Source organism: Kitasatospora fiedleri (assembly GCF_948472415.1).
Classification (GTDB): Bacteria; Actinomycetota; Actinomycetes; order Streptomycetales; family Streptomycetaceae; genus Kitasatospora; species Kitasatospora fiedleri.
Map to the genome: position 1 here is coordinate 6,892,175 of NZ_OX419519.1, position 12,600 is coordinate 6,904,774.

General features: G+C 74.7%; 8 protein-coding genes and 2 pseudogenes. 3 read left to right on the forward strand and 7 right to left on the reverse strand.

Annotated features, from left to right (window positions below):
- The 7 genes and pseudogenes from QMQ26_RS31180 to corA all read right to left on the reverse strand — a co-directional run bounded on the left by QMQ26_RS31180 (position 1) and on the right by corA (position 10,090).
- Positions 1-699, reverse strand: coding sequence for an SDR family NAD(P)-dependent oxidoreductase (locus QMQ26_RS31180; protein WP_100839330.1), 699 nt, complete (start codon positions 697-699; stop codon positions 1-3).
- Positions 700-730: 31 nt separating this feature from the next.
- Positions 731-1,057 carry a hypothetical protein gene (locus tag QMQ26_RS31185; RefSeq protein WP_100839329.1) on the reverse strand — a complete coding sequence of 109 codons (327 nt, stop codon included), beginning with the start codon at positions 1,055-1,057 and terminating at the stop codon, positions 731-733.
- Between the two features lie 63 nt (positions 1,058-1,120).
- Positions 1,121-2,461, reverse strand: a complete 1,341-nt coding sequence (locus QMQ26_RS31190) for an MFS transporter (protein ID WP_282203565.1) — start codon at positions 2,459-2,461, stop codon at positions 1,121-1,123.
- A 448-nt stretch (positions 2,462-2,909) separates the two neighbouring features.
- Positions 2,910-4,694, reverse strand: a pseudogene (locus QMQ26_RS37605) (ATP-grasp domain-containing protein); the annotation flags it as partial.
- A 442-nt stretch (positions 4,695-5,136) separates the two neighbouring features.
- Positions 5,137-6,453 carry a condensation domain-containing protein gene (locus QMQ26_RS31200; protein ID WP_282203566.1) on the reverse strand — a complete coding sequence of 439 codons (1,317 nt, stop codon included), beginning with the start codon at positions 6,451-6,453 and terminating at the stop codon, positions 5,137-5,139.
- A 694-nt stretch (positions 6,454-7,147) separates the two neighbouring features.
- A complete protein-coding gene (locus tag QMQ26_RS31205) occupies positions 7,148-9,034 on the reverse strand; it encodes an NAD-binding protein (RefSeq protein WP_318552091.1) in 1,887 nt (628 codons plus the stop codon).
- Positions 9,035-9,101: 67 nt separating this feature from the next.
- Positions 9,102-10,090 (reverse strand): annotated as a pseudogene (gene corA / locus QMQ26_RS31210) (magnesium/cobalt transporter CorA).
- Positions 10,091-10,153: 63 nt separating this feature from the next.
- On the opposite strand from corA, the gene QMQ26_RS31215 reads away from it, so the two are divergent.
- The 3 genes from QMQ26_RS31215 (at position 10,154) to QMQ26_RS31225 (ending at position 12,539) form a co-directional block, all read left to right on the forward strand.
- The gene (locus QMQ26_RS31215) at positions 10,154-10,849 is read left to right on the forward strand and encodes a histidine phosphatase family protein (protein WP_282203567.1); all 696 of its coding nucleotides are present in this window, start codon (positions 10,154-10,156) and stop codon (positions 10,847-10,849) included.
- Between the two features lie 182 nt (positions 10,850-11,031).
- Positions 11,032-11,601 carry a DUF3090 domain-containing protein gene (locus QMQ26_RS31220; RefSeq protein WP_100839325.1) on the forward strand — a complete coding sequence of 190 codons (570 nt, stop codon included), beginning with the start codon at positions 11,032-11,034 and terminating at the stop codon, positions 11,599-11,601.
- Positions 11,602-11,741: 140 nt separating this feature from the next.
- Positions 11,742-12,539, forward strand: coding sequence for an SCO1664 family protein (locus QMQ26_RS31225; RefSeq protein ID WP_282206653.1), 798 nt, complete (start codon positions 11,742-11,744; stop codon positions 12,537-12,539).
- The last annotated feature ends 61 nt before the right edge of the window (positions 12,540-12,600 follow it).

The window sequence follows — 12,600 nt, forward strand, 5'->3', positions numbered from 1 at the left end:
TCAGTGCACTCCGCCAAGGAATAGTGTCTCGCCGGTGACGAACCGGGACTGCGGTGAGAGGAGGAACTCGACGGGTCCGACGACGTCGTCGGTGTCGCACATCCGCTTGATGGCCTGGCGCTGGACCAGGGCGTCGATCTTCTCGGCCGGCACCGTCCGGGTCAGGGCGGTGCGCACCGGCGGCAGCCCGAGTCCGTTGACCCGGATGCCGAACTCGGCCAGCTCCTTGCTCATCACCCGGGTGAGCTGCTCGACGGCCGCCTTGCTGGCGGAGTAGAGCAGTTGGCCCTCCAGCGCCCACGGCACGGCGACCGTGGAGACGTTGAGGATCGCGGGGGACGGCTCGGTGCTCCGGCGGAGGAGTTTGACGGCCTCCCGGGAGCAGCTGAGGACGGCGAAGAAGTTGACGTCGAACAGGTGCCGGGCGGTCTCGTCGGGGGTGAGCATGAAGTGGTTCATGGTCGCCACCCCCGCGTTGTTGACCACCGCGTCGAGCGAGCCGTGGCTGGCCCGCAGCGAGCGGAACAGCGCCTTGACCTGCCGGGGGTCGGTGAGGTCCGCCTCGTGGTGGGTGTACTCCGGGTGCTCGATGGTCGACGGCCGGCGGCTGCACCCGACGACCCGGTGGCCGAGGTCGAGGAAGTGCCGGGCGAGGGCCTTGCCGATGCCGGTGCGGGTGCCCGTGATCAGGATGATCATGTCTGCGCTGTCGGCCGCGGGGCCGTCCGCCCTAGGCCCCCTGCCCGGCCAGCTCGCCCTCGCCGCGGGCCAGCGCCAGCTCCTCCTCGATGAAGGCGATCAGGCGGCGGCCGCTGCTGAACGGGCTGACCCGGCGGGAGACGGCCTTCGCCGAGGTGAGCGAGATCTCGACGTCGAACTCGTCCTCCAGCGCCTCCTCGACCAGCACCAGGAAGTTCACCAGGTGCATCGAGTCGAAGACCCCGGCGTCGCCGTACAGGCAGACCTCCCGCAGGTCGTCGGTCGGGATCTTCTCCTCGCGGCGTTCGTTCAACTCGTCGACGACGCCGGCGAGCAGTTCGAGGAGCTGGTCCTCCATGGCGGTTCCTCTCAGGTCGGTCAGGGGTCTGCGCCCGGCGGGCGGCAGGGGCGGGGGAGTGGCTCAGTGCTGGGCGGCGGGCTCGGACGCCGGTTCGTCCGCGGGGCCGTCCGCGGGCCCGGCCGCGGGCTCGGCCGCAGTCGCGTCCTGCGGCGGGAGTTCGGCCCGGGCGAGCCGGCCGCCGAGCACGCTCACCGCGGCGGCGGTGCCCAGGAACAGCACGGCGAGGACGAGCAGCCCGGCGGTCTCCCGGGCGAGCAGCAGGCCGAGCAGGGCGGGGCCGACGATGCCCGCGGCCGAGGTGCCCAGGTTGAACACCGACAGGTACTCGGTGCGCCGCTCCTCGGGCGCGTGCCGGTACGACAGCTCCCAGCCGCCGGCGCCCTGGAGCAGCTCGCCGCAGGTGAGGACGGCGGTCGCGGCCACCAGCAGGCCGATGGTCAGCCAGCGGTCGGTGTGCATGGTGGCGATCAGCAGCAGACTGAAGGCGGCCAGCGCCAGCCCGGCGTTGCGCAGCGCGCGGGTGCCGTCCCGAGTGCTCTTGACGTTCTTGGCGAACGGCACCTGCAGGACGATCGCCAGGCCGGTGTTGACCGCGAACAGCGCGCTCAGCATGCCGACCGGGGCGTTGGTGGACTGCACGATCCACAGCGGCAGGCCGATGCCCAGCAGCACGGTGTGCAGGAACATCACCCCGTTGGCGGCCGTCAGGCCCAGGTAGCGGCGGTCCCGGCCGACCACGAGCAGCCCGGCGTGCCAGCGGGCCGGGGCCTTCTCGGCGAGCGCCTTCTCGACGGTGGCGGCGGCGGGTTCGGTCCGGAGCAGGCCGAACACGCCCGCCGCGGACAGGCACAGCACGGCGCCGATCAGCAGGACGGCGCGCAGCATCCCGGTGCCGCCGACGGCCAGGAACGGCGCGGCGGCCAGCGCGCCCGCCGACATGCCGACGTTGATGACGGAGCTGATCACGCCCAGGGTGCGGGTCCGGTCGGCCTCTCCGGCGACGCCGTTCACCAGCAGCTGCACCATCGGGAAGACCGGGCCCTGCGAGATCGCGAACAGCGAGGCGAACAGGGTGAAGGTGTACACGTCGTGGGTGAAGGCCAGCGCCGCGAACCAGGTCGCCCGCCACACCTGGAGGACGCGCAGCAGCCGCAGCGGCCCCCAGCGGTTGGCCAGCAGGCTGACCGGCACGGTGGTCAGGAAGCCCACCAGTCCGGCGATGGTCAGCCCGGTGCCGATCTGGGCGGCGCTCAGGCCGGCGCCCTTGAGGAAGTAGACGGTGCCGCCGGCCAGGTAGAGGCCGCTGCTGCTGGCGTACACGACCACGCCGGAGGCGATGATCCGGCCGCCCCGGCTGGGCAGCGTGTAGGTGCTCAGCAGCCTGCGCAGGACGCCGGTCACCGGCCCTCCTCCTGGTCGTTCGGGGTGGCGGACAGCGGCTCGACCTCGGCGCGGACCAGGGCCGCGGCGCGGTCCAGGACCTCCCGGCACTCCTCGGGGTCTCCCCGGTGGCGATCACGGCGGCCAGCCGCGGCACGATGCCGCGCGGCGGCAGCAGCAGCCGCGTCCCGGGCCCGGCCAGCGGCACGATCCGCTCGACGCCGGGCATGGCCGCGGCGGCGGCGGTGTCCAGCGCGCGGACGGTGCCGTCGTGCGCGGGGTAGAGGAAGCGCACCTCGGCGCAGCGGTCGTACGGCTGGGTGAGGTCGGGTTCCGCGCCGAGGGCGAGGTCCAGGGCGGCGGCGGTCAGGTCGACGCCGTTGGCGAGCCGGCCCAGCAGCGGGATGAAGTCGCCGCCGAGGCGGCCGTTCAGCTCGACCAGCCGGGGGCCGGCCGCGGTGAGCCGCACCTCGGCGTGGGTGACGCCGGTGGTGACGCCCAGCGCCCGGTGGGCGGCGGTGACCAGCTCGACCAGCTCCTCGGCCCACGGCTCGTGCCGCCAGGGCGCGGCGAGGTGGCCGACCTCCTCGAAGAACGGGTCGTAGCCGAGGCGCTTGCGCACCACGTTCACCGGGCGGACCCCGCCGTCCCGGACCACCGAGTCCACGCTGACCTCGGGGCCGTCGAGGTACTCCTCCAGGACCAGGCCGTCCAGCGCGTCCAGGCCGGGGTAGGCGGCGTCGGAGGCGTGGTGGTAGAGCGCCCGCAGCCGGTCGGCGTCCGGGGCGACCACCACGCCGACGCTGCCGGCCAGCGAGCGCGGCTTGACCACGACGGGGTAGCCGATCGCCCCGGCCGCGGCCAGCGCCTCCTGCGGGCCGTGCACGTGGGCGTGGCCGACCCCGGCGACGCCCTGCTCGGCCAGCAGCCGGCGGGTGGCGAGCTTGTCGCGGCAGTTGCGGGCCGCCTCGGGCGACATGTGCGGCAGGCCCAGGCGGTGGGCGGCCTCGGCGGTGGCCTCCAGCAGCACCTCGTCCCAGGTGAACACGCCGACCCGGCCGGTCCGCCCGGCGGCGGCCGCGCCGATCGCCCGGACCAGCTCCTCGGGGGTGGCGGCGTCCACCTGCCGGTGGCCGGTCAGGTAGCGCCGCTGCCAGTCGGCGTCGGTGGCGGTGACCAGGGCCAGCTCGGCGCGGGCCGCGGCGGCCTCGAAGGCGTACTCGCGGTAGGCCCGGCCGCCGCTGCCGACCAGCACCACCAGGTCGGGCGCGGACGGGTCGACCGGCGCGCACCGGAAGTCGAAGTCGGCGACGGTGTGCTCCACCGCGGCCCGCACCTCGGCGCTGCTCGCGCCGCGGAAGCGGAACCGCGCGCCGGAGTGCTCGTAGCCGGGCAGGTCGGCGAGCAACCGGCCGACCACGGGCACGCGTGCGGCGTACGGGCCGGCCGCCGTCCGAGCCGCCGTCCCGGCCCGGCTCCCGGCGGCGGTGACCCGGCAGGGGCGGGCGGCCGGGGTGGGCACCAGCAGCCAGCCGCCGCGCTCCCCGGCCGCCGGGTCGCCGCCGGTGCGGGCCGCCTCCGGCAGCGGCGCGTCCAGCTGGACGGCGAAGGCGGCCGCCATCAGGTCGACCCCGTGCACCTCCCGCCACAGGAACGGGATCTCCGCCCCGCCCGGGCGGGCGCCGACCTCCAGCACCTGCAGTTCGGGGGCGTCCGGCGGCCCGGACCGGAACAGCTCCAGGTGGAACACCCAGGCGCTGTCCGACAGGGCGCGCGTCACCCGGTCGGTGAACTCGCCGATCGCGGCCAGCAGTTCGGGGTCGTCCAGCTCCACCGAGCCGAGCGCCGCGCCCTCGGTGAAGCCCAGGCAGGTGTTCAGGTAGCCGGAGGCCCGCCAGGCTCCCAGCCCCGTCCCGGTGGCCACGCCGTCCACGTGCAGCACCTCGTGCGGCAGGTACGGCTGGACCAGCACCGGCACGTCCGGCGGGAAGGCGTAGGTGGCCAGTTCGGCCTCGTCGTCGAGCCGGGTGACGCCCGCGCTCGCCGTCCCGCGCACCGGCTTCACCAGTACCGGCCAGCCGTGCACGGCGGCGAAGGCGCGCACCGCGGCGTGGTCCGGCGCGGGCTCGGTCGCCGGGACGGGCACCCCGGCGGCGGCCAGCCGACGGGCCATCACCAGCTTGTCCCGGAACGGCGCGAGCCCCTCCGAGCGCTCGCCCGGGACGCCCAGCTCCTCGCGCAGCTCGGCCGCCATGTCCAGGTCGACCTCGTGCAGCGCCACCACCCGGGCGGGCGTGCCGAACTCCTCGACCAGCGCGGCCACGGCCTCCCGCACCGCCTTGCCGTCCTCGGTGCTGTCGACGATCCGCACCGCGGCCGCCCCCTCGGGCAGCGCGGGCGCGGCCCGGCGGGTCGTCACGTAGCTGACCCGGTGGGTGCGGTGGTCCAGGTAGGAACCGTAGTCCGCGTAACTGTCACTCCAGCGGTGGAGGACGACGACGTGTTCTGACACTTCCCCTCCCGGGGGAACGGCGGAGCTGGGGCAGGGAAAAGGCGGCGGCGCCGGAAAAGGGGGTGCCGGAGAGCGGGACGACCGAAGGCGGGGTTCCTGGAATTCGGGTGCCGGAGAGCGCGCCGGAAAGGAGGCGCGATGGAGCGGGAATTCGGTGGAAATCGGGCGCGGTGGAGCGGGCGTGCTATCCGGCCGATTCGGTCGATTCAGTCGGTTCGGCCGGTTCAGTCGGTTCGGCCGATTCGGCCGGTTTCGCGGCGGCCGAGACCAGGACGTCCTCCAGCGCGAGCAGGATCTCCGTCACCGCCTTGAAGTCCGCCGAGGAGGAATTCTCCCGCAGGGTGCTGGTGAGGGCGTCGCCGTCCTGCACCTGGAGGTAGAGCGGCGCCCCGATGTTGCGCCCGCCGGTGCCGGTCTCCATCGCGGAGTTCACCGGTGTCTGGTCCCGCTGGTACTCGCCGAGGTAGTTGAAGAAGTAGCGGAAGAACCCGCTGACCGACCCGGCGAAGGAGCCGTTGACGGTGCCCGTGTAGCTGTGCTCCGCACCCGCCAGCAGCGCGTCGTCGACGTTGTAGGCGGCGTGCTTGTACGAGCGGATCAGCTCCCAGTGGACGCGGGTGGCGAACGCGCCGAACTCCTCGTCCCGGGCGGTCTGCACCAGCAGCGGGATGATCTGGTTCTGGGCGGCCACCAGGCCCTCCCAGCGCGGGTCGCTGCGGTTGTTCGCGTAGACCGCGACCAGCACCCGCTCCTCGCCGGTGTGCCGCGCCAGCGCCGCGCAGAAGGCCGCCAGCAGCACCGAGGGCGCCGAGACGCCCAGGCGCTCGGCGAGCGTGCGCACCGCCTCGCCGGCCGGCACCGAACCGTGCCTGGCCCACCGGCTGGTGACCGCCTCCGGGGCCGCGTCCCGGGCCATCGGCGGGGCGTCGGCGAGCACCTGCCGCCAGTGCCGCAGCGCCGCCCGGCGGCGGTTGCCGCGGGCCTCGGACCACTGCTCGGCGGCCAGTTCGCGGCAGCTGGGGGCCGCGCCGGGCAGCTCCCCGCCCGCCACCAGGACGCCGAACTCCTCGTGCAGCTGGTTGATCGCCCAGGCGTCCACCGCGATGTGGTGGAAGCAGATCGCCAGCGCGGCCGGCACCCCCCGCTCGGTGACCAGCGCGGCCCGCCAGGGCCGGTCCGCCGCCGGGTCGAACGGGACCGCCGCCAGCTCCGCGGACACCTCCGCGGGCACCCCCTCGACCAGGTCGAGACCGGCGGGCGCGGCCGGCCCGACCAGCTGGACGAGACCGCCGTCCGCCGTCTCCGCGTACCGCGTGCGCAGCGACTCGTGGCGCGCCTCTAGGCGCTCCAGGGCCCGTTCGACCGCGTCCGGGCCGGTGCCCGGGGGGAGGGCCCAGATCTGGGGGAGGTTGCAGGCGGTGGGCGGGATGTTCGCGATGGAACGCCAGAGCGAGAGCTGCCCGAAAGTGGCCGGTCCACTGACAACGGAAGAATTTTGCATGACAACGCACCTTGCAGTGAATAATTCTGCGCATTGGTGGAGCGAAGGAATGGGGCGCTTCGAGGAGAAGATGCCAAGCACGCTTCGTTGCGTGAATCAGCCCGTGCCGGTAGTCAACGGATCGAGCGGCCGGGCATCCGATCGGGATCGGCCGCGCCGGTAACCGGCGGACGCCCATTTATAGCAACGCCGGGCAGCACCGGACAAGACTTTCGATCACACTCGGTGCACCACCGATCCCCCCCAGCGCCCACCCGTGGGACCCGGGTACACGGAGCACCCTTCCCCACCTGGGCCTCCGCTGGAAAACGGCACCCTGGCCGGGCCCGCCGGGACGGTTCACCTTATGTGCCGCACCCGGAACCGCTCCGGCACTCCGCACTTCCCGGAAACCTCGCATTAACAAATGGGCGGCCCGGCGATCCGCTCCTTCCGCGCGGCCATCGTCCGGCGACGTCCGGACCGGCGGCACCCTCCCGCCGCCAGGCCGCTGACCAGCGCGAACGAGTCTCCCCGCCCCGCGAGTTCGCCCCCGCGCCACCCCGGTGAACCCCGAGACGGCGCCGCCGCGGACCCGTGCGCGTTCCGCCGCACACCGGCCCAGCCCGCGACACCTCGCCCATACGGCAGAAATGCCTCGATCCGCGTTTTGCGGAACAACTCCTGAACACGCGGGTCCGCGCCCCGGCGACCGTCACTCCTGCCGGGCGCCCAGCAGGAGGCCGAGACCGCTGGAGGTGGCGGCGACCACGACCCGGTCCCGGTCGCCGAGCACCCGCTCCGGCGGGGGCGACCAGAGCAGGGCCGGGCCCTCGGGGCGGGGCCGGGCCAGGTCCGGGCTGCGGTCCTCCGGGGCGGCCAGGTCGAGGGCCAACACCCGCCACAGGCCCGGACGGTGGGCGTCGGCCACGCTCCGGCCGCGCAGCCGCGGGGAGCGGGCCACGTCCACAGCCGCGACCAGCAGCACCTCGCGGCCCACCGCGATCGCCCCGATCACCTGACGGCCCATCATGGCCGAGGCGAACGAGGGCGCGGACAGGTAGGCCACGCTGCGGCTGCGGGTCTGCGCGCCCGGGTAGGAGTCGCGCAGCGTCAGGTACACGTTCCCGGCGAAGTCGTCGTCGAACAGCCGCAGCACCACCCGCAGTTCCGGCACCGACTCGCGGGCCGCCAGCGCCACCTCCAGGTTGGTGCTGTCGTCACTGGTCAGGGCCAGCAGCGCCTGCGCCCGGTGGACCTTGGCGGCCTTCAGCACCCCGTCCTGGGTCGCGTCGCCGACGACCACCGGGACGCCGAACGCCCGGGCCCGGGCGACCCCGACCGCCGCCGGGTCCGACTCCACGCAGACCACCGGCACGTCCATCTCCCACACCTGCTCCAGCACCCGGCTACCGAGCCGCCCCAGCCCCACCAGCACCACGTGCCCGGCCAGCCCGCGGGCCGGCCGGCGCAGCCCGCCCGCGGCCCGGAACGTGCCCAGCGCCTCCAGCACCAGGGCGATCAGCAGCGGCATCAGCAGCATCCCGCTCACCGCCGTCAGGACCTGGAGCACCTTCCCGCCCCGGCCGCCGTCCTCCGCCGGATCGGCGATGCCCAGCACGTCCAGCACCGTCAACCACACCGAGTGCGCCGGGGACTGACCGGTGAACAGCGCCGTCGCCCCCGCCAGCAGCACGATCAGCCCGGCCAGCGCCGCCAGCGCCCAGCGCAGCCGCGGCGAGAACAGCGCCCCGAGCGGGAACCCGGCCAGGCCCGGCAGCCGCCGCCGGCGCCCCGGCCCCGGACCGTCCCCCAGCAGCTCCAGCACCACCCGCTCCGCCCCGACCGGCTCCGCGGCCGGCAGCAGCACCGAACCGGCCGGCTCGCCCAGCGGATCGACCGCCGCCACCGTCGCCAACTCCCGCCCCACCGGCTCCTCGCCGGCCCGCAGCAGCGACGCCCGCAGCAGCCGCCCGTCCACCTGCACCGCCTGGCTGCGCCCGGACACCGCCGCCGCGACCAGTGCCGGGGCCGCGGTCGCCGAACTGGACAGCACCGTGGTCGACGCCTCCAGCTCCGCCCGGGACAGCTCCGGACTGCGGGCCAGCACCGCCCGGTCGAGCGCCTGCTCGATCCGCACGCCCAGCCGCCGGTTGAACACCCGCACCACCAGCCGCAGATCGGGGTTCACCTGCCGGGCGTGCAGCGCCACGTGCAGGTTCTCCCGGTCGTCGCCCGAGGTCAGCGCCAGGGCCGCCGCCCGCTGCACCCCGGCCCGGGCCAGCGCGTCCACGTCCAGCCGGGCCGCCTCCAGCACCTCGACGGACCCGGGCCGCTGCCGGGCCAGCGCCACCAGGTGCGGCCCGTGGTCACGCGTCAGGGACGGCACGACCACCACCACCCTGCGGTCGTACAGCGAGGAGAGCTGCACCGCGAGCCGGTGCGCCAGCGCCTCCCCACCGCAGACGATCATGTGCTCACCGCCGCCCGGCCGGGCCCCGTCGACGGGCCCGGCCCCCTCGGCGGGCCGGGGCTCCGGCACCCCGAGCCCCGCCAGGAAGTCGCCGCGCCACTCGTCCGCGTCCGCCGGTGTCCTGCCCACGCCTCCCCCTCGCGCCCGTGAACGGATTCCCGACAGTCTGCCCGAGGCCCACCGGGGGGACGGCCCGCTACAGCCAGCCCGCGCGCTTGAAGAGCCGGTGCAGCCCGACGCAGACGGCCACCATCAGGCCCAGGGCGGCGGGTAGCCCCAGGGCTGGCGCAGCTCCGGCATGTGCTCGAAGTTCATCCCGTAGATGCCGGCGATCATGGTCGGCACGGCGGCCAGCGCGGCCCACGCGGAGATCTTCCGCATGTCGTCGTTCTGCTGCACGCTGACCTGCGCCAGGTTGGCGGCCAGGATGTCGGACAGCAGCCGGTCCAGGCTCTCCACCACCTCGTTGACCTTGGCCAGGTGGTCCGCCACGTCGCGGAAGTACGGGCGCAGTTCGGCGGCGACGAACGGGACCTGCAACTCGCCCTCGCCCCGGGTCAGCCGCAGCGCGGGCTCCATCAGCGGGAAGGTGGCCTTGCGGAAGCCCACCACCTGCCGCTTGAAGCCGTAGATCCGCTCGGCCGCGCCGCGCGAGCGCCCGGGGGAGAAGATCTGCTCCTCCAGCTCGTCCAGGTCGGTCTGCAGTTCGGTGGCCACGTCGAGGTACTGGTCGACCACCAGGTCGCAGACCGCGTACAGCACCGAGGCGGGCCCGTGCGCGAGCAGTTCGGGCTGACCCTCCAGCCGGGAGCGCAGGTCCTTGAGCGGGCTCTCCGGGCCGTGCCGGACGGTCATCACGTACGAGTCGCCCAGGAAGATCATCAGTTCGCCTATCGAGACCGTCTCGTGCTGCTGGTGGTAGGCGGCGGTCTTCAGGACGGTGAACACCGAGTCCCGGTAGATCTCGACCTTCGGGCGCTGGTGCGCCTTCACGGCGTCCTCCACCGCCAGCGGGTGCAGGCCGAACTCCTCGGCGACGTGGTCGAACTCCTCCGTGGTGGGGTCCGCCAGGCCGATCCACACGAAGCCGTCGCCGGCCGTGCGGACCTCCGCCAGGGCGTCCGAGAAGTCCTCGGGGCCCCGGACGCGCTTCCCGTCCCGGTAGATGCCGCAATCCACGATCATGCCCGCCATTGTGACCGAAGGGGGCCGCCCGCGGGGAGGCCCGCACCCCGTACCCTTTCAGGTATGCCCACCCTGCTGCTCGTCCGCCACGGCCGGTCCACCGCCAACTCCGCCGGCGTCCTCGCCGGCTGGACGCCCGGAGTCGACCTGGACGACACCGGACGGGCCCAGGCCGCCGGGCTGCCCGAGCGGCTCGCCGGGCTGCCGATCGCCCGCCTGGTCAGCAGCCCGCTGGAGCGCTGCCGGCAGACGCTGGAGCCGCTGTCGGCCGCCCGCCCCGAGCTGGCCGCCCCCGCGCTCGACGAGCGGCTCGGCGAGTGCCACTACGGCGAGTGGACCGGCCGCCCGCTCGCGGAGCTGGCCGGCGAGCCGCTCTGGCGCACCGTCCAGGACCACGCCTCGGCCGCCGCCTTCCCCGGCGGCGAGTCGCTGCGCGCGCTCAGCCACCGCACCGTCGACGCGGTGCGCGAGTGGAACGACAAGATCGCCGTCGAGCACGGGCCGGACGCGCTCTGGGTCGCCGCCACCCACGGCGACGTGATCAAGGCGATCGTCGCCGACGCGCTCGGCCTGCACCTCGACCACTTCCAGCGGATCTCGGTCGAGCCCTGCTCCGTCACCGCGATCCGCTACACCCCGCACCGCCCCTACCTGCTGCGCCTGGGCGAGACCGGCTCGCTCGCCGCGCTGGCCCCGCGCCCGCACGGCCACTCGGCCGGCGACGACGCGGTGGTCGGCGGCGAGACCGGCACGGCCTGAGCCCCACGGCCCGAGCCTCACGGCCCGAGCCCCACGGCCCGAGCCCCACCGCCTGAGCCCCACGGCCCCACCGCACAACTGCCCGAGCGCACGCGGAAACCGCCCGCCCCGCGTGCCGTCCCCGGCCCGTTTGGCCGTAGGGTGAGATCGAGAAGACCGCAACCCCTTCCGGAGCGAGCAGCGTGTCCCGTCAGGTCCACTTCTTCGACCAGCCCGAGCGGTTCGTGGCCGGCACCGTCGGCCAGCCCGGTGCCCGCGCGTTCTACCTGCAGGCTTCCTCGCGCGGCCGGATCACCAGCGTCCTGCTGGAGAAGGCCCAGGTCGCGGCGCTCGCCGAGCGCATCGAGGAGGTCCTCGACGAGGCGCTGCGGCGCAGCGGCGGCGAGGCCCCGATCCCGGCCGTCGCCCCCGTCGAGCTGCTCGACACCGCCCCGCTCGACCTGCCGCTGGAGCAGGAGTTCCGGGTCGGCACGATGGCCCTGGCCTGGGACGCCCGGGACGACTGCCTGGTGGTCGAGGCGCAGGCGTACGTCGAGGAGTCCGAGGACGAGGACGAGAACGAGGCCGAGGTCTTCGACGACGAGAACGGCCCCGACCTGCTGCGGGTCCGGCTCAGCGGCGCGATGGCCCGGGTGTTCGCCAAGCGCGCCCTGGACCTGGTCGCGGCCGGCCGCAAGCCCTGCCCGTTCTGCAACCTCCCGCTCGACCCGGAGGGCCACCTGTGCCCGCGCGCGAACGGCTACCGGCGCTGAACGAGGACCGGGAGCCCGCCGAGCGGCCCGAGCCCGCGGAACGGCCCGCGCCCCCGGAACGGCAGGCCGAGCCGGAGACCGCACCGCCCGCCGGGCCGGAGGTCGAGGCCCCCGCCACCGACCCGGCCACCAGCGCCGCACTGGCCGCCGACACCGCCGCCGCGCTCACCCTGCTGCGCGAGGGCGCGCTCGCCGTGCACGGCCGGGTCACCGACGCCTCCAACGCGGTCCTGTACTGCACGGTCACCCTGGACGGCCTGACCGCGCCCTGCGTGTACAAGCCGGTCGCGGGGGAGCGCCCGCTGTGGGACTTCCCCGACGGCACCCTGGCCGGCCGGGAGACCGCCGCGTACGAGGTCTCCGCCGCCACCGGCTGGCGGCTGGTCCCGCCCACCGTGCTGCGCGGGGGCCCGGCCGGGCCCGGCATGGTGCAGCTCTGGATCGAACCCGACCCGGAGGCGGCCGAGCTGCTCGACCTCCAGCCGCTGGACGACCCGCGCGCGGGCTGGCTGCCCATCGTCCGGGCCCAACTGGACGGCGGCCGCCTGGCCTGGCTGGTGCACCGCGACGACGAACGCCTGCGCCGCCTCGCCGTGCTGGACGCCGTCCTCAACAACGCCGACCGCAAGGGCGGCCACTGGCTGCCCGCCGCCGACGGCCGGATCTACGGCATCGACCACGGCGTCACCTTCCACACCGACCCGAAGCTGCGCACCCTGCTCTGGGGCTGGGCCGAGGAGCCGCTCACCGCCGAGGCGCTCGACGTCCTGGACCGGCTCGCCGCCGACCTCGACGGCCCGCTGGGGGAGCGGCTGCGCCCGCACCTGACGCCCGGTGAACTCGACGCGCTGAAGACCCGGACGGCCGCGCTGCGGTCCGCCGGACGCCATCCGCTGCCGTCGGCGGAGTGGCCTTCTATTCCCTGGCCGCCGGTCTGATACCGATCCGAAACCGAGGAAGAACGGATTCCGGCCGATCGCGTCCATAGGTTGGTCTTTC